This is a genomic window from Nocardia sp. CC227C, from assembly GCF_030767025.1.
Classification (GTDB): Bacteria; Actinomycetota; Actinomycetes; order Mycobacteriales; family Mycobacteriaceae; genus Nocardia.
On sequence record NZ_JASITE010000013.1, the window covers coordinates 221,447 to 241,931 of the forward strand.

Consider the following 20,485-nt stretch of genomic DNA (forward strand, 5'->3'; position numbering starts at 1 on the left):
ACACGGAGAACCCCACGAACCGATCAGGACTTCGAGGCTGCCGTCGCCTTCTTCGCCGGAGCCTTCTTGGCCGGAGCCTTCTTGGCGGCGGTCTTCTTCGCGGCCGTCTTCTCGGCCGCCGCGCCCTCGCCTGTCTTGGCCGCTGCCTTCTTCGCCGTGGTCTTCTTGGCGGCCGTCTTCTTCGCGGTGCTCTTCTTGGCCGCCTTCTTGGCGGTCTTCTTCACCGGCCCGCGCGCCCGCCGATCCGCGAGCAGCTCGGAGGCGCGCTCATCGGTAATCGACTCGACCTCGTCGCCCTTGCGCAGGCTGGCATTGGTCTCACCGTCGGTGACGTACGGCCCGAACCGGCCATCCTTGATCACCATCGGCTTCTGGGACGCCGGATCGACACCGAGCTCGCGCAGCGGCGCCGCACTCGCGGCCTGCCCGCCGCGCCGCTTGGGCTCGGCGTAGATCTTCAACGCCTCCTCCAGCGTGACGGTGAAGATCTGTTCCTCACCGGCCAGCGAACGCGAATCGGTGCCCTTCTTCAGATACGGCCCGTAGCGACCGTTCTGCGCGGTGATCTCCTCGCCGGAGGCCGGGTCGACGCCGACCACCCGCGGCAGTGACAGCAGTTTCAGCGCGTCGTCGAGCGTGATGGTGCTCAGATCCATCGACTTGAACAGCGAGCCGGTGCGCGGCTTCGGCGCGGCCGCCTTCTTGGCGGGCTTCTTGCCGCCGGTGTCGATATCCGCTTCGGGCTCCGGAAGGATCTCGGTGACGTACGGCCCGAAACGCCCTTCCTTGGCGACGATTTCGTGCCCGGTCTCCGGATCCTTGCCGAGACGGCGGCCCTCCTGCGGGGTCGCGAACAGCTTCTCCGCGACCTCGGGCGTGAGTTCGTCCGGCGGCAGCTCGTCGGGCAGGTTCGCCCGCTGCGAGATCGGATCCCCTTGCGGGTCATCGGGATTGGCGACCAAGCGCTCCAGGTACGGCCCGTACCGGCCCACCCGGACCACCACGTCGCGCCCCTCGGCATCGCTGAACAGCTTGATGGAGTTGATGAGCCGGGCGTCGATGTCGTCGAGCTGCTCGCCCACCATCTTCTTGAGTCCGCCGCTGCGCGCGACCGATCCCTCGACGCCGTGATCGCCGCCGAAGTAGAAGCTGGACAACCAGTTTCCACGCTGCTCCCGGCCGCCGGCGATGGCGTCGAGATCGTCTTCCATGGCCGCGGTGAAGTCGAAGTCGACCAACCGGCCGAAGTACGCCTCCAGCAGACCGACCACCGCGAACGCCACCCAGGAAGGCACCAGCGCACTGCCGCGCTTGTACACGTACCCGCGATCGAGAATGGTCTTGATGATCGAGGAATAGGTCGAGGGGCGGCCGATGCCGAGTTCCTCGAGCGCCTTGATCAGCGAGGCTTCGGTGAATCGCGGTGGCGGATTGGTGGTGTGCCCGTCGGGGTTGAGCTCGACGGCCGTGACGCCCTGCCCCTCGGACAGCGCGGGCAACCGCGATTCGGCGTCGTCGGACTGGCCGCCCGCCTCCTCGTCGACACTCTCGACATACGCCTTCAGGAAGCCCGGGAAGGTAATGGTGCGGCCCGAGGCCGAAAACACGCATTCCTCACCGGTATTCGCGACACCGGTGATGCGGACCGTCAGCGTGGTACCGCGCGCGTCCGCCATCTGCGAGGCTACGGTCCGCTGCCAAATCAGTTCGTACAAACGGAATTCGTCATTGTCCAGCCGTGAGTGCAACTGCCCCGGCGTGGCGAAGGTGTCGCCCGACGGACGGATGGCCTCGTGCGCCTCCTGCGCGTTCTTGACCTTCCGGTTGTACTGCCGCGGTGTGGGACTCACGAACTCCGCGCCGTACAACTGCGTGGCCTGCGCCCGCGCCGCGGTGATCGCCGACTCCGACAAGGTCGTCGAGTCGGTACGCATGTAGGTGATGTAGCCGTTCTCGTACAGCCGCTGCGCCACCCGCATGGTGCGCTCGGAGCCGAAGCGCAGCTTGCGCGCCGCCTCCTGCTGCAGGGTCGAGGTCATGAACGGCGCGTAGGGCTTGCGCGTATAGGGCTTGGATTCGACGGAGGTGACCGCCAGGTCCACACCGTGCAGACCCTCGGCCAGGCGACGCGCGTGATCGGCATCGAGCACGACCACGCCGGAGGCGGTCTTGAGCAGACCGTCCGGGCCGAAGTCGCGACCGGACGCCACCCGCGCTCCGTCCACATTCACCAACCGCGCACCGAATACCCGGGGATTCCCGGTCTCGCTCTCGCCACCGGCATCCAGTTTGGCCGCGATATCCCAGTACTCCGCGGAGCGGAACGCCATGCGCTCCCGCTCACGCTGCACGATCACGCGGGTCGCCACCGACTGCACGCGGCCCGCCGACAGCTTCGGCATGACCTTCTTCCACAGCACGGGGCTGACCTCGTAGCCGTAGAGGCGGTCCAGGATGCGCCGCGTCTCCTGCGCGTCGACCAGATCCTGGTCCAGATCCCGGGTGTCGGCGGCGGCCGCGCGGATGGCGGGCTCGGTGATCTCGTGGAACACCATGCGCCGGACCGGAACCTTCGGCTTGAGGGTTTCCAGCAGATGCCACGCGATGGCCTCGCCCTCGCGGTCGGGGTCGGTGGCGAGATAGAGCTCGTCGGCGTCGGCCAGCAGGCTCTTGAGCTCGCTGACCTTGGCCTTCTTATCCGGACTGATCACATAGATGGGCTCGAAGTCGTTGTTGACGTCGACGCCGAGGCGCGCCCAGTCCTGTCCTTTGTATTTGGCGGGCACATCCGCCGCGCCGCGCGGCAGGTCCCGAATGTGACCGACCGACGCCTCCACGACATAGTTGCGACCGAGGTAGGGGGCGATCTTGCGGGCCTTCGTCGGCGACTCGACGATCACGAGACGACGCAGGGGGCGCCCCCGGTCGGGCGCTGCGTTGGAGTTCGGCGCTGCACCGCGGTCTCGTGTTGCCACCGGCGAACACACCTTTCCTGTCGATCCGCGTGGCGCTGGGTGCGCGCGATACGCGGCTGGGGCAAGCGGCGGCGACTACATATCGCTGCCAGCAACGTTTATACCGTGTTGAAGCGCTGCGTCTCGGGCGCAGCGGCGATGTGGCCCCGGGTTGTGATCGAGTGTAATGGGTCCGGATATGGGTCGTCCCCCACCGCCGGGTGGCGGTGGGGGACGGATACCTGTTGGGTAGGCCCGCTCGGATCAGAGCGCGCGAACACCAGTGGCCTGGGGGCCCTTGGTGCCCTGGCCGACCTCGAACTCGACCTTCTGGTTCTCCTCGAGGGTGCGGAAGCCCGAACCCTGGATCTCGGAGTAGTGGACGAAGACGTCAGCGGACCCGTCCTCGGGCGCGATGAAGCCGAACCCCTTCTCCGCGTTGAACCACTTCACAGTTCCCTGTGCCATTCTGTTCCTTCTCTTTCCATACCGGAACGGCGGACAACGAGGTTCGTCCACCGGGTCCGTTCCGAGCGCTGTACTCTTGTTCCCCCTGCAGGAAAGCACCAAGCACACCGTTCGCAACATCGATCCTGCTGATGGTTTGGACTTTGGATCCGTCCCTCGAACACAGAAGCTTGCGACCAGGAACCAGTGAACCATGTCTTCGGTGAATTCAACAGCGGAGTTACCCACAATTTGCAAAAAAGTTGATCTTGCGAATGAGCAGGTGAGGGGCATAATGCCCAAATCCGTACTTGAAGTAGGTTTGCCTTGTGATAACCGAGCGAGCATCCGGCAAACGGGCTGTGACGCGGGTCGCTACTCTGTAGTGAAATGGCAGGTAGACCCACAGACATACACACCGTTCGCACCCCGCCCGCGTGTCGCGGGGCATGTTCGATGAAACCGGCAGCTCGAGCAGTGCAGATCGACAGTGCGAGCTACGGTGGATCGTTGCTGAATCGTGTCCTGATCGGCTTCGAAAACGGTGACGCCAGACTCACCCATATCAGCGAGCTACCGTCCCGTGCGGCACAGATCACGGAATGGCCGCAATGGTCATCGCCGGAGGTGGTCGAAGCGCTACAGGCATCCGGAGTCGACACGCCGTGGACCCATCAGGCCGATACCGCTGAGCTGGCCTTCTCCGGTCGAAACGTGGTCGTCAGCACCGGCACCGCCTCCGGCAAATCGGTCGGTTACCAGCTCCCCGTCCTGACCGCGCTGCACGCGGACCCCAAGGCGACGGCCCTGTATCTGTCCCCCACCAAGGCGCTCGGCGCCGATCAACTGCGCTGCGCCACCGAGCTGACCGACGGCCCGCTCCGTCATATCCACCCCGCCCCCTACGACGGCGATACGCCCGGCGAGATCCGGCAGTGGGTGCGGTCGCACAGCCGCTGGGTCTTCACCAATCCCGACATGCTGCATCTCGGCATCCTGCGCGGCCATCAGCGCTGGGCCCGGCTGCTGCGCAATCTGCGGTACGTGGTGATCGACGAATGCCACACGTACCGGGGCGTATTCGGTTCCCACGTGGCGCTGGTGCTGCGGCGGCTGCGGCGACTCGCCCAGCGGTACGGCTCCGATCCGGTCTTCATCCTGTGCTCGGCCACCGCCGCGGAACCGGCCGCGACGGCGGCGCGGCTGATCGGCGCACCGTGCGCGGCGGTCACCGCGGACGGCTCACCGCAGGGCGCCCGCACCGTGGCGCTGTGGGAGCCGCCGCTGCTCGAGGGCGTGACCGGAGAGAACGGGGCGGCGGTGCGACGCTCGGCCGGCGCGGAGGCGGCGCGGGTCATGGCCGAACTCGTGGCGGAGGGGGCGAGCACGCTCACCTTCGTGCGGTCGCGGCGGTCCGCGGAACTCGTGGCGATGGACTCGCGACACCTGCTCTCAGAGGTCGATCCCCAGCTCGCATCGCGTGTCGCCGCCTACCGGGCCGGATATCTGGCCGAGGATCGGCGGGCGCTGGAGGCGGCGCTCTCCGACGGCTCACTGCTCGGGGTGGCGACCACCAATGCGCTGGAACTGGGCGTCGACATCGCCGGGCTGGATGCCGTGGTGGTCACCGGCTACCCGGGCACGGTGGCCTCTTTCTGGCAGCAGGCCGGGCGGGCGGGACGCCGCGCCCAGGGGGCATTGGTGCTGCTCATCGCACGAGACGACCCCCTCGACACCTATCTGGTCCACCACCCCGAGGCGCTGCTGGGCAAGCCCGTCGAGGCCACCATCACCGATCCGCACAATCCCTACGTACTCGGGCCGCATCTGCTGTGCGCCGCCATGGAACAGCCGCTCAGCGATGCGGAGGTCCACGCCTTCGGAGCCTGGGAACTGCTGTCCGACCTGGCGGAACAGGGGCTGATCCGGCGGCGGACCAGGGCTGTGCGCGACGGCGGCGCACGCTGGTTCGTGACCGCCGACGCGCATCCGCACGACGCGGTCGACGTCCGCGGCGGCATCGGCACCACGGTGGCGGTCGTGGACGGCGAGAGCGGGCGGCTGCTCGGCACCACCGACGCCGGGCGCGCCCCCGCCACCCTGCACGAAGGGGCCGTGCACCTGCACCAGGGCGAGAGCTACGTGGTGGACGAACTGGATCTCGACGGCGGCGTGGCGCTGGTGCACGCCGAGACGCCGAGTTGGACCACCAGTGCCCGGGCGGTCACGACCGTCGAGATCGAAGCGGTCGATGACCAGCGGGTTCATGGTTCGGTGACGACCGCGCTGGCGCGCGTGCTGGTCACCCGGCAGGTGGTGGGCTATCTGCGACGGCTGCCCAGCGGCGAGGTGCTCGACATGGTTCCCCTGGACATGCCCGCGCAGCCGCTGCCGACGAGGGCGGTGCTCTACACGGTCACCCCGGCGCTACTGGAACGCGCCGGGATCGACGCCGGTCGTGTCGCGGGGGCGCTCCATGCCGCAGAGCACGCGGCGATCGGCATGCTGCCGCTGGTCGCGACCTGCGATCGGTGGGATATCGGCGGCGTGTCGACCGCGGAGCATCCCGATACCGGACTGCCGACGGTCTTCGTCTACGACGGCCACCCGGGTGGGGCCGGCTTCGCCGAGCGCGGGTTCGCGCGACTGCGGCCCTGGCTGTCGGCGACGCTGGAGGTCGTCCGGTCCTGCGGATGCGCGAGCGGATGTCCCTCCTGCGTACAGTCTCCGAAGTGCGGAAACGGCAACAATCCGCTGGACAAGGCCGGGGCCGAGCGGCTGTTGGCCGCGGTCCTGGCGGAGCTGCGCGAGGGTGACGACGGTCACACCGATTCGTGACACGGCCGACGTCGGGCCGAGATCGTTTCGCCACCTGCGCGCTCCGGCGTGTCGCGTCGGCGAGGCAGGGCCGGAGCGGACGATCCGGACGGTTCGCTCCGAGTCATGCACGATGCGACCCACGGGCGAATAAAAAGGGATGTGATCCTGTTAACTGACCCGTTGCTCCCGCTATCGAATGTAGACGGGTATTCACCTGTGCATTTATTCGAATCGTGGTTTGCGCATGTAATGCGTTGTGATCATTTCCAGCATTAATGAACGGCACGGCCGGGTCGGAATTCGAGATTGATCATGAGCTTGTGTCGCGCACAACAGCGCCGGATGTGATGGTGATCATCAATTTTCCATCACCAACCGTTCGGTATTCGTAGACCAACCTCCCGGTATTGCGACCGCCGAGCGGTCGTCGAGCTAATCCGGGCCCACGACCGGACCCGCGCGCGCCGAGGCCCGCACCATCCGCGTACCCAGCGGGCCGAGGGTTATCCCCGACTCCACCGTGACCGTCACATCCCAGCCCGCGACCACACACTCCCGGACCCGCACCCCCATGCGCTGCCCGATCCGGTCGGCCTCCGCACAGCCCGCGACGGTGCCCCGGTCCAGCCCGCCCGCCGCGGCCAGGGCGGCCAGGTCCGCCGCCGATTGGGTCCGGTGCCGCGCCACCACGGCCACGCCGAGCTGCGCGAGCAGCAGCGTCACGGTCAGCAGCGCCGCCACCGCCCAGGCGGCGGTGACGGTGGCCGCGCCCGCATCGGCTGGCAGCCGGGCAGGCGGCGGCTCGCTCACGACCGAACTCCAGGCTCACTGACAGCCACCGCCGTGGCGTGCAGTTCGAGGCCCGGTAGCAGTGGGAAGCGGGCGGTCACCGTCGCGGTGACCAGGTCCGCGTCCACCCGCACCGTGATGTCGGCCCCCGGTGGGGCCACTCGGCGCGCGGTGGGCACCGCCTCGGAGTCCGCACCGCGGGCGGTGAGGCGGGCGGCCTCGCGCGCGGCGTCCACACAGCGGACCTGGGCCGAGGCGGCCAGCAGCGCGCCGACACACAGCACCATGCCCAGGAGGATCGTCGCGAGAGCGAGTGCCGCCTCGACGGTGGCCATCCCAGCGTCGGCGCGGCACCCGCGAGGGTGCGAAACCCCCGGGCCGGACCGCGATCTCGTCAACCGACCGAGGTCTTCAATGCCCTGTCGATGATCCGGGTGAGCGCGCTGACAATGCTGTCGCCGGTGACCACCGCGTACAGGACAGCCCCGAACGCGGCGGCGGCGATCGTTCCGATGGCGTACTCGGCGGTGCTCATGCCGTCGTCGGCCGTCGCGGCCAGCAGTAGGCGGGTTCGCAAGCGCAGGGACATGTTTCGAACCGTGGATCGCATTCGGCGTTCCTCTCCTCGGTCCGGTGCGGCGGATCCGCACCGGCACAGTCGTGGTGTTCACAGCAGTCCGCCCTCCATGACCCGACCGGCCAGGCCGATGACCACCGGCACGATCCCCAGGCATACGAAGGCGGGCAGGAAGCACAGCCCGAGGGGACCGCTGATCAGCACCCCGGCCCGCTCGGCCCGCGCGGCGGCGGCATCCTCCACGTCACCCCGCCGCTGCTCCGCCAGCTCGGCGACCGCGACGGCCAGGGAAGCTCCCGAACGCGCTGAGCGCCGCGCCAGCCGTGTCAAGGCCGTCACCGCCTCATCACCGACCCCGGCGCTCGCCCGATCCCAGGCCACGGCCGGATCGGCGCCCAGCGCGAGCAGATCCGCCGCCCGCCCCAAGACCGTGCGCACCGGCTCGGGCGCGCTCACCGCTACCGCGCCCGCGGCCGCCGCGGTCGGCAGCCCGGCCCGCAGACACGCCGCGAACAGGTCCAGTGCCGCGGCCACCCCCAGCGGATCCGGCCGCACCGGAACCACCGTCCGCCGATCCGACCCCCGCCGGTCGACCAGGCCGCCCAACCGCCGCCGCGCCACATCCCGCCCCGGAATCAGCACCAATGCGACGGCCACGAGTACGAGCGGCATCGAGTACGCGTTCATGGCCACGCGTCCGTACTGTCCACTGCGACGAATGCCGCTGCCACCCGGTCGGTTCGGCCGGTATCCCCGCATTCGGCCACGCACGTACGGCCACGGCAGCGCTGTTCCGCACAGGCACAGACCGGCACGTGGACGTTTCGACCACGATGGGGGCGCTCGCCTGCGCAGCCGTGTCGTTCACCGCTCGCGCTGACACAGCCGCGGGCGGCGCGGTTCGCAGCCGCTGCGGGACACGGGCATTGGGGCGGATGAGATGTGTGGTCAGGGCGGGAACCGCCGATTGTTTCCGGCCGGGGTGGGAGGGCGGTCATTGCAGGACCTTTCGGGTGATGGCGTCCGTCCAGAGCAGGCCGGTGCAGGTCAGGGTGGTGCCGAGTGGGAGCAGGAGTTGGCCCGGTGGGGTGGTGAAGAGGATGCGGAGCGGAGCGGCACCCATCAGGTGGCCCAGGGCCAGGCCCAAGAGCGGCAGGGCGGAGAGGACGGCGGCGGTGGCGTGAGCTCCGGCCAGGGCGGCTCGGGTCCGGGCCTGGAAGCGCTTGCGACCCAGCAGATCCGTGCGGGCGGCGGTGAGAAGTTCGGCGAGCGCCAAGCCGTGGGATTCGGCGACCTGCCAGGCATCGGCGACGCGGGAGAGGTCGACGGCGATGGCGGTATCCGGCTGCCGGATGCCGGTGGCCCCGCTGCCGCCGAGACGGCTGCGGGCCGCGCTCACGGCGAAGGCGTGGCTGGCGTCGCCGGTGGTCTCGCGGGCTGCGATGTCGGCGGCGGCGCTGGGATGGGCTCCCACCCGCAGCTCACCGATGATCACCTCCAGGCCGTCGAGCAAGCGGGCGAGTTCGGCGGCACGGTGGCGGGCACGCACGCGGCGGTGGTGGCGGACGGAAAGGGTGGCGGTGAGCACGGCCGCTGCGAGCACGGTGCCGAAACCGGCCAACCACAGGCTGAGTGGAGCCAGGACCACGGCTATCCGGACGGCCGTACGCGGTAACGCTGTGCGCTTCGGCACCGGCGCGCCGAACAGGGCCGCGAACCGCCGTCGTGCTGGTGGCGGCGGCACCGCCACGAGGGCGAGTGCCAGGCAGGCGAGCACTGAGCTCGGATAGGCGAGCATTTCAGGCATCACAGCTCCGCTTCGTCGACTCGGGCCGGGTCGCCGCCCCGGTGCACCGCCGACCCGGCCGCGCTCTCGTCGGCCACGCCGCATCTCCCGACTCGCGGATCGCCGTACCGGGACGGTGGTACCGAATCGGGCGTTGTAGCGGTACTCATCGGTCGAGGCGTTCGTCGATGAGGCGGGCCAAGGCGGGTGCCGCGGGGGCGGGACGGGTGGTGGCGGTCCAGGCGGGCTCGATGTGGACGGTGCCGGTGGAGCCGCGAGCGACCACGCCGATTTCGCGGAGGGCGCGGGAGCCGTCGGGGCGACGGTGCACGTGCAGGACGACCTGGATGGCGGCGGCCAGTTGGCTGTGCAGGGCGAGGCGATCCATGCCGCCCAGGGCCGCCAGGGCTTCCAGGCGGGCGGGGACCTCGCCGGGCGAGTTGGCGTGCACGGTGCCCGCGCCGCCGTCGTGGCCGGTGTTCAGCGCGGTCAGCAGGTCCACCACCTCCGCGCCGCGGACCTCGCCGACGACTATGCGGTCGGGGCGCATGCGCAGCGCCTGGCGGACCAGGTCGCGAACGGTGACCTCACCCACCCCTTCGACATTCGGGGTGCGCGCCACCAACCGGACCACGTGCGGGTGCGGTGGGGCGAGTTCGGCGGCGTCCTCCACGCAGACGATGCGCTCGGCCGCGTCCACCTTGGCGAGCAGGCCGGACAGCAGCGTGGTCTTGCCCGCGCCGGTGCCGCCGACCACGAGGAACGCCAAGCGGCTGCGAATGATGTTCTCCAGCAGGAGTTTCGCGTCGGGCGGGACGGCACCGGCGGCCGCGAGGGCATCGAGGCCCTGGGTTGCCGGGCGCAGTATCCGCAGCGACAGGCAGGTGCCGCCGTGGGCGACGGGGGCCAGCACGGCATGCAACCGCACGCCGAACGAATTCCCCAACGCCGCTTCGCTTCCGGCGAGCCGACCGTCCACCCACGGCTGCGCGTCGTCCAGACGCCGACCGGCCGACAGCGCCAGGCGCTGCGCCAGCCGCCGCACCGCGGCCTCGTCCGGAAACCGCACCGAGGTCCGCCGCAGCCCCTGCCCGCGATCCACCCACACCGCATCCGGACCGGTCACCAGCACATCCGCCACCTCGGGATCGTGCAGCAGCGGCTCCAGCACCCCCGCTCCGGTCAGCTCCGTTTGCAGCAGGCGCAGCGCCCGCAACAGGTCGGTATCCCCCAGCACCCCACCCGCCTCGGCCCGAATAGCCGCCGCCACCCGCGCCGGATCCGGATCCCCCACCCCTTCCGCCAACCGCTCCCGCACCCGATCCAGCAGCTCGGCGGTCACCAGCGCACTCATCGCCCCACCCCCGAGTCCGGGCCGAACGGAGCGACAGCAAACCCGGCCCGACCACCCGATCCGGCCCGGCCACCGGATACCGCACACCGCTCCCCAGGCGGTACGGTCGCACCTCCCGACGCCGCGACCTGCCTTCCATGCGGTACGGCCTCGTCGTCCGACGATGCGACCGAACCAACTCGCTGCGCTGCCCGAAGTTCCGGCGGCACAGTGCGAGCGAGTGGCGACGTGGCTACGCCGAGCAGCGGCCCGGCCGGTTCACCTTGCCGTACGGCCGCATCACCCGGTTGCGCGGCCGGAACACCGTGCCGTGCGGCGAGATCATCTCGCGGTGCGGTTGGACCATCCTGTGGTGCGCCCGGCTCGCCGCGAAGCTCGGCCGGGACCGACTGCTGCACAACAGGATCGATCCGGAGACCGCCCGTTCGTGGCTGCGCTGTGACCGGTGCGAGCGGCGTCGGCTCGAGAGGCGCTCGGGGCGCGGCGGCCGATGGGGCCGAGGTATCGGCCGGAGTGAGGACGCCGAGAACGGCCGCGGCGGCATGGTGCAGAGGGTGGCGCGCGTGCAGGGGCAGGCTGCCGCGCTCGAGGTGACGCGGGAGGGCCGGGTGCGCGCGCATGGCGTGGAGCAGTGGGAGCTCGAGGGCGGTGGCGATGTCGGTGGGGCGCAGGCCGCCGGGGGCCGGACCGCGAACCAGCAAGGCGAGGTTGGGGTTTCGGGTGCGAAGGCGCGCGGTGGCGGTCTCGGCGGCGGCCACCGCGCGGAGTTGGGCGGGGGTGATGAGAACCACCAGGTCGGCCGCGTCGAGGAGCTGGTCGGCGTGTGGGCCGCGTTCGCCGGAGAGGTCGCAGATGAGCAGATCACCCGCGCCGCGCACGGCCTCGAGGACGGCATGCACGGCGGTCGGCGACGGCGGAGCGGGCGCGGATGCGCCTCTGGCACAGGCGAGTACGGTGACGCCGTCGGTGCCCGGCAGTGCCGCGTGCAGGGCGTCGGCGGCCACGCGGCCGTGCTCCACGGCCAGGTCGGGCCAGCGCGGCCCGGGTGCCTTCTCGAGGCCGAGCAGCAGGTCGAGTCCGCCGCCGCAGGGTGCGGCGTCCAGCAGCAGCGTGCGCGGCCGGAACCGGCGGCGCGCCGCCGTGAGGGCGATGGCCGCGGCCAGGGTGGACGCTCCGGCTCCGCCGCAGGCGCCGGCCACCGCGACCACCACCCCGTGGCCACCATCGCCGTGGGCATTCGCGGCGAATGCCGCGATCAGGGCCTCGGACGCGTCGGGCAGGGCGAGGACCTGCTCCGCACCGATGGCGGTGGCGGTCCGCCAGTCGGGCAAACCCGGTTCGCCCTCGGTGACCAAGAGCACCCCGGGCCGCCGCGGGCACCGCGCCGCCGCGCACTCGCGGGCGGCGGCGGTATCGAGCAGGACCACGGACGCGCCCATCCAGTCGTGCCGCCCGACCGGTAGCACCCGCTCGTCCACGCGCCGATCGGCGGCGGCGGCGATGCGCCGGATCTCGGCGCGTAAGCGCGGGCGGTCGACGAGCACGAGCGCGGGCGCGGCGGCGACAACAGCATTCATGCAGGTCAGCGTCACGGATCGGGATGACCGACGAAAGGCCCTTACCGGCGAGTGTGGATAACACGCGGCCTGTGGAGAACTACCCGCCGCGGGACCGAGCCGAATCGGTCCGGAAATAGAGGACGGCCCCAGCCGGGGGGGGAGGAGGCTGGGGCCGTCGGGGTTCAGCCCCGGGGGGTCGGGCTGAACACGCCTGGACCATGTCCAGGTAATTGCGATACTACACCCAAGCCCTGCCCGGAATGCAAGTCCGTCGCGCGAGTCGTTTCCGAACCGGACATGCCGGCTTCCGGCTGGCAAACCCGTCCGGACCGACCGCCCGCCACCCCGACATCCCGGGAAACATATTCTGGACGGCGTGACAGCCGAACGCGGACGAGTCGCCGCCTTCTTCGATCTCGACAAGACCGTGATCGCCCGCTCCAGCGCCTTCGTGTTCAGCAAGCCGTTCCTGGATCAGGGTCTGCTCAGCCGCCGCGCGGTGCTCGAAAGCAGCTATGCCCATTTCCTGTTCCTGCTCAGCGGCGCCGACCACGACCAGATGGAGCGGATGCGCGCCCATCTCACCAGCATGTGCGCTGGTTGGGACGTCGAGCAGGTGAAGGGCATCGTGGCCGAGACCCTGCACGAGATCGTGGATCCGCTCATCTACGCCGAGGCCGCCGATCTCATTGCCGACCACCGCATCCGCGGCCACGACGTGATCGTGGTGTCCGCGTCGGGCGAGGAGATCGTCGCGCCGATCGCCGCCGCGCTGGGCGCCGATCACGTGGCCGCCACCCGCATGGTCGTCGAGGACGGCAAGTACACCGGCGAGGTCGAGTTCTACTGCTACGGCGAGGGCAAAGTTCAGGCGATCGAAAGGCTTTCCACCAGTGAGGGTTACGACCTGGACCGCTGTTATGCCTACTCCGACTCGGTGACCGATCTGCCGATGCTGGCGGCGGTCGGACATCCGACGGCGGTGAATCCGGACCGGGCGCTGCGCCGGGAGGCGCATCAGCGCGGCTGGCCGGTGCTGACCTTCGAGAATCCGGTGTCGCTGTGGTCGCGCATCCCCGCGCCCTCGACCACCACGGTGGCCGCGAGCGTGGCCGTCGGACTGGGCGCGGTGGCCGCCGGGGCGCTGAGTTACCGACTACTGCGCAAGCGGCGCTGAGCGGGCGCGAAACGCCGCGCGACACACCGCTCGAAGAAAGTTTCCGCAGCTCTTGCTGTGAGTGCGGTCACAGAGTAACAATGGTGACAAGGAAGGACGGAAGGCCAAGATCGGATCGGAAGAGAAGGTCCTATCTCCCATCCCACCCTTCCCAGCACGGACACCAGGCACCCACGCGGAGCACGCCGCGACAAGGGCACGAGTGTTGTGGGCCTGCGTTATCCGTGACTCCGTCGGCGACGGCCCCGCACACGCTGTGGGGATGAATCGGCGGGGTCCGGAGAGCTCGCCGAGGCCGAATCACACAACCCGATACAGCACGCTTGGTAACCAGGTGGTCCGTGCTAGCGGGCGGTGAGGTCGCAAGGGCGACAACGCCGCCCGCTCTGATGTGCGGTGGGTTTTCACGCCCGATATCCGGGGCCGCGAACTCAGCCGGATGCCGCGTCGGCGATCGAACGGGCTTCGCGGGCACCGTCTTCCAGCGCACCGGAGTGGAAGATGACCCAGCCGCCCACCGCGTTCGGGGTTCCGGTGCCGAAGGCGGCCACCGCATCCAGATACGCCTGGCGGCGGCGCAACAGGAACACCTCCGGCACGCCGAGGCCGTGCGGATCCAGCCCACTGGACACCGCCACGAGCCGGGCAGCCGCCCGCGCCACGATGCCGTCGGCGGTGCCGAAGGGCCGCAGGGTCAGCAGCTCCCCGTGCACGACGGCCGCGACCACCGGGGCGGGCGCATTCGTGGTCAGCACCGTCTGCGCCAACAGGTCGAGTCGCTCCGCCACCCCGGCGACATCCCGCGGACGCCCCAGCGACTGCGGGTCGGCGACCATATCGGCGGCGGCCAGCAGATGCAGTCGCGCGAGCGCTTGCAGCGGAGCGCGCTGCCACACCCCGGCCAGGGTGCGCAGCGCCTCCCCGTCGAGCGCCTGCCCGACCCGCAGCGATCCGGCCAGAATCGGGTCCTCCACCCGCCCGTCGGCCGGTATGTCGATGCTGCCGCCGTCGATGGCCGCCGACGACCGCGCCGCCCGCACCGCGGCCTCGGCCGCCGTGGTGGGCCAGCCGCGCCGGTTGGCCCGGTGCCGGTGCACCTCGGCGAGCGCGTCGCGGGCCTTGTCGGCGGCGTCGCGCACACCGGGCAGGTCGACTAGGGGCTGGAGCGGGTCGGTCACGGGTTACGAGGCTACTGGTCCGGCGCGCCGGGGCCGGCGCCCCCCGGTACCGCGCGGCGGCAACCACGGCCGACGACCGCCACGACCGCGGCCCCGCGCACTGCCCGGTGCCGACGCGAATCAACTCGCCAGCAGGTCCCGCCCCGGGATGGCGTCGAGCAGGCGGCGGGTGTAATCGGATTCCGGATTGTCGAAGACCTCGGTGGTGGCGGCGGCCTCGACCACCCGGCCCTGCCGCATCACCACCACGTCGTCGGCGATCTGGCGGACCACGGCCAGGTCGTGGGTGATGAATAGATACGACAGCCCCAGCTCGGCCTGCAGGTCGTTGAGCAGCGTGAGGATCTGCGCCTGCACCAGCACGTCCAGTGCGGAGACCGCCTCGTCGCAGACCACCACCTCGGGTCGCAGGGCCAGGGCGCGGGCGATGGCAACGCGCTGGCGCTGGCCGCCGGAGAGCTCATTGGGGTAGCGCCGCATGACCGATGCGGGCAGCGAGACCTTGTCGAGCAGGTCGCGGACGGTGTCCTCGCGCTCGGACCGGGTACCGACGCCGTGGACGCGCAAAGGTTCCTCGATGGTGCGGTAGATCGAGTACATGGGGTCCAGGGAGCCGTACGGGTCCTGGAACACCGGTTGGACGCGCCGCCGGAAACCCAAGGCTGCCCTGCCCCGCAGCGCCGCCACGGCGGTGCCGTCGAACAGCACCCGCCCGGCGGTGGGCGGCAGCAGCCCCAGCACCATCTGCGCCACCGTCGACTTGCCGGAGCCGGACTCCCCGACGATGGCCGTGGTGGTGCCGCGGCGCAGCCGGAACGAGACATCGTCCACGGCGGTGAAATCCGTCGACCTCCAGGGCCGTCCACCGCGGATCCGGAATCGCTTGGTGAGGTTCTCGGCGATCACCACGTCATCGGGCAGGGTGGCGAGTTCGCCCTCGGCGACCTCCACCGCGTGCTCGCGGACCTCGACGCGATGCCGCACCGTCGAGAGCCGCTGCGAGGCCAGCGAGGGGGCGGACTTCACCAGCTTCTTGGTGTAGGCGTGCTGTGGGTCGCGCAGAATCCGCAGTGCCGGACCGGATTCCACCACCTGCCCGCGATACATGACCACCAGGTGTTCGGCGCGTTCGGCGGCCAAGCCGAGGTCGTGGGTGATCAGCAGGACCGCCGTGCCGAGTTCGGCGGTGAGCCCGTCCAGGTGGTCGAGGATCTGCCGTTGCACGGTGACGTCCAGTGCCGAGGTGGGTTCGTCGGCGATGAGCAGTTTCGGGCGGCAGGACAGGCCGATGGCGATGAGGGCGCGCTGCCGCATCCCGCCGGAGAATTCGTGCGGGTACTGGTTCATTCGCCGTTCGGCGTCGGACATCCCGGCTTCCTCGAGCAGTTCCACGGCGCGGCGACGCGCCGCGGTGCCTTTGGCGATGCCGTTGGCCTCCAGGGTTTCCCGCACCTGGAAGCCGATCTTCCACACCGGGTTCAGGTTGGACATGGGGTCCTGGGGCACCAGTCCGATGCCGCGCCCGCGCGCGGCGACGATCTCCTGCGGCGACGCCCGGGTGAGGTCCTTGCCGTCGAACCGGATGGACCCGGAGGTCACCTGCCCGGTGCCGGGCAGCAGGTCGATGACGGCGTGTGCCGTGGTGGATTTCCCGGAGCCGGATTCGCCGACGATGGCGACGGTCTGCCCCGGGTACACGGTGAGGTTCACATCCCGCACGGCCGGCACTCGCTTGCCGTCGGAGGTGAAACACACATTGAGATCGCGGATCTCCAGCAGTGGCGTGTCGTCGGCGGTCACGGTGCTCACCTCTTCCGGGCCTTGGGGTCGAGGGCGTCGCGCACGGCATCGCCCAGCAGGATGAAGCTCAGCACCGTAATGGCCAGTGCCGCAGCCGGATAGAACAGAATGGCGGAGGTGCGCAGGTCGTTCTTGGCCTTGGCGATGTCGCCGCCCCAGGACACGATGTCGGGTGGCAGCCCGACTCCGAGATAGGACAGCGTCGCCTCGGTGACGATGAAGACGCCCAGCCAGATGGTGGACACCACGATGATCGGCCCGGCTGCGTTGGGCAACACGTGCCGCACCAGGATGCCCAGCCGTGACACTCCCAATGCCTTTGCCGCCGTGACATATTCACTGTTCTTGGCCTCGATGACGGCACCGCGGGCGATGCGCGCCGCGAGCGGCCAGGTGAAGGAGGCGAGCACCAGGACGACATTCCACATGGTGGCGGGCCGCAGCATCTGCAGCAGCACGATGGCGGCGAGCACCATGGGGATGGCGAAGAAGATCTCGGCGATGCGCGACACCACCGAATCGAGCAGCCCGCCGAAGAATCCGGCCAGCGCCCCGAGCGTGCCGCCGATGAGCATGAACAGCGCCGCCGCGCCCAGCCCGACCATGACCGACGCGCGCGCGCCGTATACGGTGCGCGCGTACACGTCGCACCCCTGTTTGTCGAAGCCGAAGGGGTGTCCGGGCCGGGACGGCGCCATGCTGTTGTCGATCACGCATTCGCGCGGGTCCTGGCCGCTGAACAGACCGGGCCACAGCACCACCACGGTGACGACCAGGATGAGCAGCATCGCGACGATGAAGATCGGATTGCGGCGCAGCCGTCGCCAGGCGTCGGTCCAGATGCTGGTCGGCTCACCGGTTTCCACCACCCGGTCGGTGGCGAGCACCTCGACCGCGTCGGGCGGCGCGACGTGATGCTGCTGTCCGGGCCGCGTTCCGGCCTCGGATTCCCTGACGAGGTCAGACATAGCGGATCCTCGGATCGAGTGCGGCGTAGAGCAGGTCGATGAGCAGGTTGGACAGCAGGAAGATCACCACGAGCACGGTCACGAACGACACCACCGTGGGCGGTTCCACACGGGTGATCGCCTGGTACAGCGTGCCGCCGACGCCCGGGATATTGAAGATGCCCTCGGTGACGATGGCTCCGCCGATGAGCGCGCCCAGATCCGCGCCCAGGAAGGTGACGACCGGAATCATGGAGTTGCGCAGGATGTGGACGGTGACCACCCGGCGTCTGCCCAGCCCCTTGGCGGTGGCGGTGCGCACGTAGTCGGCGGACATGTTCTCCGCCACCGAATTCCGGGTCAGCCGCAGCACGTACGCGAACGACAGCGACCCGAGCACGAAGGCGGGCACCAGCAGTTCGGCGAAGCTCGCGTTCCCGGTGACGGTGGTCGGGGCGATCCCCCATTTCACGCCGAACAGGAACTGCGCCACGTAGCCGACCACGAAGACCGGCACGGCGATGATGACGAGGCTGGCGACCAGCATGGTGGAGTCGAACAGGCGGCCCTTGCGCAGGCCCGCGACGAGTCCGAACAGAATGCCGAACACGCCTTCGATGAAGACCGCCATGAACGCGAGCTTGATGGTGATCGGGAAGGCGCGGGCGAGCTCGTCGCTCACCGGCCGACCCGAGAAGGCGGTGCCGAAGTCGAGGGTGACGATGCCCTTCAGGTAGAGCAGGTACTGCGTGATGAGCGGCTGATCGAGGTGGTATCGGGCGCGCAGCTGAGCTTCGATGGCGGGGGTCAGGGGCTTCTCACCGGCCAGCGCCGCGATCGGGTCGCCGGGGATGAGGAAGACCATCGCGTAGATCAGGAAGGTCGCGCCGAGGAACACCGGGATCATCTGGAGTAGACGCCGCAGGACATACCAAGCCATATTTCCTCCGGGAAGTGGTGCGCCGGGCCGATGCGCTCGGGCCCGGCGCGGTGGCGGCTACTTCTCGATGTTCTCGAAGTCGAAGAGTCCGTTCCAGGCGAGTTCGGCCTTGCTGATCCGGTCCGAGACACCGGCCGCGGCGACGTAGTCGAGCACGGGGATGTCGGCCATGTCCTGGATCAGCAGGGTCTGGGCCTGGGCGACGAGCCGATGCGATTCCTCCTGGGTGGGCGCGGCCAGGGCGGCGTCGAGCAGGCGGTCGAACTCCGGATTGTTGTAGTTGACGTTGTTGGTCTCGGAGAAGCTGTAGTACTGCGAGGTGAGGAATTGCAGCATGGTCGGGTAGTCGCCCTGCCAGCCGTACCGGAACGCCTTGCCGATGGTTTCGGCGTTCACCTCGTCGCGGATGTTCTTGAAGGTCGGGTACGGCACCGCGATGGCGTCGATGCCGAGGGTGTTCTTGACGCTGTTGGCCACGGCCTCGATCCACGCCTGATGGCCGCCGTCGGAGTTGTAGGCGATCTCGTAGCGGCCCGACCACGGCGAGATGGCGTCGGCCTGTGCCCACAGTTTCTCGGCTTCGTCGGGATTGAACCTCAGCACCTCGGAGCCCGGCAGGTCACCGTCGAAGCCGGGCAGGGTGGCGGCGGTGAAGTCCCGGGCCGGGAGGCGGGTGCCGTGGAAGATCTTGTCGCAGATGGATTCCCGGTCGATGGCCATGGAGATGGCGCGGCGGCGCAGCAGTCCCTCCTCGCCACCGAAGTGCGGGACGTTGGACTGCACCCCGATGTGCTGGTTCTGCGCGGTCGGCTTGGTGATCGCGCGGTCGCCGAGGTCGTTCTCGTAGACGGTGAGGGCGCTTTCGGGGATGGTGTCGAGGGCGTCGAGGTTGCCCGCCTGCAGGTCGGCGTAGGCGGTGTCGAAGGACCGGTACATCACGAACCGCAGGCCCTTGTTCTTGGCGGGGCGTCCGCCCGGATAGTCCGGATTGGGCACCAGGTCGATCTTGCTGTTGTGCTCCCAGGCGCCGGGGCCGGCGAACATGTAGGGGCCGTTGCCGATCGGGTTCTGACCGAAGGCCGTCATATCGGCGTAGGCGGACTCGGGCAGCGGATAGAACGGCGCGTAGCCGAGGGAGTTCTCGAAGTCGATCGAGGGGGCCTTCAGTTCGATGGTGAAGGTGCGGTCGTCGATCACCTTCAGTCCCGACATGGTGCGCTGCGTCGGGTTCTCCTCGGCGACCTCGTCGAATCCGGCGATGGGGGTGAACACGTAGTTCTGCAACTGGGCGTTGGTGGACAGCGCGCCGTAGTTCCAGGCGTCCACGAAGGACCTGGAGGTCACCGGGCTGCCGTCGGTGAACGTCCAATCCGGCTTCAGGGTGACGGTGTAGTTCTTGCGGTCGGTGGTCTCGATGGATTCCGCGACCTCGTTGTGCGCCACACCGTCGGCGTCGTAGTACTTCAGTCCGGCCCACAGCCGGTCGACCACCCGGCCGCCCATATTCTCGTTGGTATTGGTGGGCACCAACGGATTCTGCGGTTCGGCCCCATTGACGGTGACGAAATCGGCGCTGTCGCCGTTGTCGGAGGAGCAAGCCGTCAGGGTCAGGCTCGTGGCCAGCAGTGCGGCCACCGCCGCGGCAATCATCTTCGCTCTCAAGGTCTTCTCCCGATCGCAGGAAGACGGCACGGCGCGCGCCGGGGTCCACCGAAGCACACCGCGGGGTCGTCTCAGGTGAAACGGACAGTAGCCACCCTGTCAGCCGTTGTCAGCGATTCGATGAGGGATTGTTCACCTTGTTAGCAATGTGGCAACATCCCCGACTCTTTGCCACGCATCCGCGTGACACATTGCACATCCGGGCACCCTTCGGGACAGACAAATACGACGCAGGTCACAGTCGGTTACTGTCGAACGTGGCCGCGGTCACCCCCGCGGACCGCCGCGGGAAGATGTCGAGAGAAGAAGAGAGATGACCGAACCCACCGCTGATCACCTGGACGCGTACCCGCCGAGCGCGGCCTTCGCCGCCGCGGCCAATGCCGACGCCTCTCTCTACGATCGGGCCGACGCCGACCGCGAGGCGTTCTGGGCCGAACAGGCCCAACGGCTGCACTGGCACCGGCCCTGGAACCGGGTATTGGACTGGAGCGC

The 20,485-nt window shown here is 69.4% G+C and carries 17 protein-coding genes; 3 read left to right on the plus strand and 14 right to left on the minus strand.

Annotated elements, in window-relative coordinates:
• Nucleotides 1-23: 23 nt before the first annotated feature.
• Entirely contained in the window at nt 24-2,975 is a 2,952-nt protein-coding gene (gene topA, locus QMO76_RS25675; protein WP_372342077.1) for a type I DNA topoisomerase, read from the minus strand.
• A gap of 243 nt (nt 2,976-3,218) precedes the next feature.
• Entirely contained in the window at nt 3,219-3,422 is a 204-nt protein-coding gene (locus QMO76_RS25680) for a cold-shock protein (protein WP_029925108.1), read from the minus strand.
• 435 nt (nt 3,423-3,857) lie between these two features.
• Between QMO76_RS25680 and QMO76_RS25685 the strand changes: the two genes are divergently transcribed.
• The gene (locus QMO76_RS25685; protein ID WP_306363877.1) at nt 3,858-6,239 is read left to right on the plus strand and encodes a DEAD/DEAH box helicase; all 2,382 of its coding nucleotides are present in this window, start codon (nt 3,858-3,860) and stop codon (nt 6,237-6,239) included.
• Between the two features lie 414 nt (nt 6,240-6,653).
• Here the strand turns inward: QMO76_RS25685 and QMO76_RS25690 are convergent, their stop codons facing one another.
• From QMO76_RS25690 to ssd, 7 genes are all read right to left on the minus strand, one after another.
• Complete coding sequence (locus QMO76_RS25690; RefSeq protein ID WP_306363878.1) at nt 6,654-7,031, minus strand: Rv3654c family TadE-like protein; 378 nt, start codon at nt 7,029-7,031, stop codon at nt 6,654-6,656.
• A complete protein-coding gene (locus QMO76_RS25695) occupies nt 7,028-7,345 on the minus strand; it encodes a TadE family type IV pilus minor pilin (protein ID WP_306363879.1) in 318 nt (105 codons plus the stop codon). Before QMO76_RS25695 ends, QMO76_RS25690 begins: the two co-directional genes overlap by 4 nt.
• Nucleotides 7,346-7,404: 59 nt before the next feature.
• A complete protein-coding gene (locus QMO76_RS25700) occupies nt 7,405-7,599 on the minus strand; it encodes a DUF4244 domain-containing protein (protein ID WP_306363880.1) in 195 nt (64 codons plus the stop codon).
• A gap of 78 nt (nt 7,600-7,677) precedes the next feature.
• Nucleotides 7,678-8,274 carry a type II secretion system F family protein gene (locus QMO76_RS25705; protein WP_306363909.1) on the minus strand — a complete coding sequence of 199 codons (597 nt, stop codon included), beginning with the start codon at nt 8,272-8,274 and terminating at the stop codon, nt 7,678-7,680.
• Nucleotides 8,275-8,581: 307 nt separating this feature from the next.
• Nucleotides 8,582-9,394, minus strand: a complete 813-nt coding sequence (locus tag QMO76_RS25710; protein WP_306363881.1) for a hypothetical protein — start codon at nt 9,392-9,394, stop codon at nt 8,582-8,584.
• A 145-nt stretch (nt 9,395-9,539) separates the two neighbouring features.
• Nucleotides 9,540-10,727 carry a TadA family conjugal transfer-associated ATPase gene (locus tag QMO76_RS25715; RefSeq protein ID WP_306363882.1) on the minus strand — a complete coding sequence of 396 codons (1,188 nt, stop codon included), beginning with the start codon at nt 10,725-10,727 and terminating at the stop codon, nt 9,540-9,542.
• Entirely contained in the window at nt 10,724-12,304 is a 1,581-nt protein-coding gene (gene ssd, locus QMO76_RS25720) for a septum site-determining protein Ssd (RefSeq protein WP_306363883.1), read from the minus strand. The genes QMO76_RS25715 and ssd overlap by 4 nt, the downstream gene beginning before the upstream one ends.
• A 358-nt stretch (nt 12,305-12,662) precedes the next feature.
• Here ssd and QMO76_RS25725 point away from each other — a divergent pair, with 358 nt between their 5' ends.
• On the plus strand, nt 12,663-13,463 hold the full coding sequence (locus QMO76_RS25725; RefSeq protein WP_306363884.1) for an HAD family phosphatase: 801 nt from the start codon (nt 12,663-12,665) through the stop codon (nt 13,461-13,463).
• Between the two features lie 431 nt (nt 13,464-13,894).
• On the opposite strand, the gene QMO76_RS25730 is transcribed toward QMO76_RS25725, so the two are convergent.
• The 5 genes from QMO76_RS25730 to QMO76_RS25750 all read right to left on the minus strand — a co-directional run bounded on the left by QMO76_RS25730 (nt 13,895) and on the right by QMO76_RS25750 (nt 19,978).
• Nucleotides 13,895-14,641, minus strand: a complete 747-nt coding sequence (locus QMO76_RS25730) for an oxidoreductase (protein ID WP_306363885.1) — start codon at nt 14,639-14,641, stop codon at nt 13,895-13,897.
• Nucleotides 14,642-14,761: 120 nt separating this feature from the next.
• Complete coding sequence (locus tag QMO76_RS25735) at nt 14,762-16,450, minus strand: ABC transporter ATP-binding protein (RefSeq protein WP_306363886.1); 1,689 nt, start codon at nt 16,448-16,450, stop codon at nt 14,762-14,764.
• Nucleotides 16,447-17,409 (minus strand): ABC transporter permease, encoded by a 963-nt coding sequence (locus QMO76_RS25740; RefSeq protein ID WP_306363887.1) that lies wholly within the window; start codon nt 17,407-17,409, stop codon nt 16,447-16,449. The genes QMO76_RS25735 and QMO76_RS25740 overlap by 4 nt, the downstream gene beginning before the upstream one ends.
• Nucleotides 17,402-18,328, minus strand: a complete 927-nt coding sequence (locus QMO76_RS25745; protein WP_306363888.1) for an ABC transporter permease — start codon at nt 18,326-18,328, stop codon at nt 17,402-17,404. The genes QMO76_RS25740 and QMO76_RS25745 overlap by 8 nt, the downstream gene beginning before the upstream one ends.
• A 57-nt stretch (nt 18,329-18,385) precedes the next feature.
• Nucleotides 18,386-19,978, minus strand: a complete 1,593-nt coding sequence (locus QMO76_RS25750; RefSeq protein ID WP_306363910.1) for an ABC transporter substrate-binding protein — start codon at nt 19,976-19,978, stop codon at nt 18,386-18,388.
• 325 nt (nt 19,979-20,303) lie between these two features.
• On the opposite strand from QMO76_RS25750, the gene QMO76_RS25755 reads away from it, so the two are divergent.
• The coding region (locus tag QMO76_RS25755; protein ID WP_306363889.1) for an acetyl-coenzyme A synthetase N-terminal domain-containing protein at nt 20,304-20,485 on the plus strand (182 nt) is incomplete at its 3' end.

What these genes read in the sequence shown, in the direction of transcription:
- QMO76_RS25750 (WP_306363910.1), bottom strand. Translation starts at nt 19,978, where the DNA reads ATGATTGCCGCGGCGGTGGCCGCACTGCTGGCCACGAGCCTGACCCTG.
- QMO76_RS25740 (WP_306363887.1), bottom strand. Translation starts at nt 17,409, where the DNA reads ATGTCTGACCTCGTCAGGGAATCCGAGGCCGGAACGCGGCCCGGACAG.
- QMO76_RS25680 (WP_029925108.1), bottom strand. Translation starts at nt 3,422, where the DNA reads ATGGCACAGGGAACTGTGAAGTGGTTCAACGCGGAGAAGGGGTTCGGC.
- QMO76_RS25685 (WP_306363877.1), top strand. Translation starts at nt 3,858, where the DNA reads ATGAAACCGGCAGCTCGAGCAGTGCAGATCGACAGTGCGAGCTACGGT.
- ssd (WP_306363883.1), bottom strand. Translation starts at nt 12,304, where the DNA reads ATGAATGCTGTTGTCGCCGCCGCGCCCGCGCTCGTGCTCGTCGACCGC.
- QMO76_RS25705 (WP_306363909.1), bottom strand. Translation starts at nt 8,274, where the DNA reads ATGAACGCGTACTCGATGCCGCTCGTACTCGTGGCCGTCGCATTGGTG.
- QMO76_RS25695 (WP_306363879.1), bottom strand. Translation starts at nt 7,345, where the DNA reads ATGGCCACCGTCGAGGCGGCACTCGCTCTCGCGACGATCCTCCTGGGC.
- QMO76_RS25700 (WP_306363880.1), bottom strand. Translation starts at nt 7,599, where the DNA reads ATGTCCCTGCGCTTGCGAACCCGCCTACTGCTGGCCGCGACGGCCGAC.
- QMO76_RS25715 (WP_306363882.1), bottom strand. Translation starts at nt 10,727, where the DNA reads ATGAGTGCGCTGGTGACCGCCGAGCTGCTGGATCGGGTGCGGGAGCGG.
- QMO76_RS25745 (WP_306363888.1), bottom strand. Translation starts at nt 18,328, where the DNA reads ATGGCTTGGTATGTCCTGCGGCGTCTACTCCAGATGATCCCGGTGTTC.
- QMO76_RS25710 (WP_306363881.1), bottom strand. Translation starts at nt 9,394, where the DNA reads ATGCCTGAAATGCTCGCCTATCCGAGCTCAGTGCTCGCCTGCCTGGCA.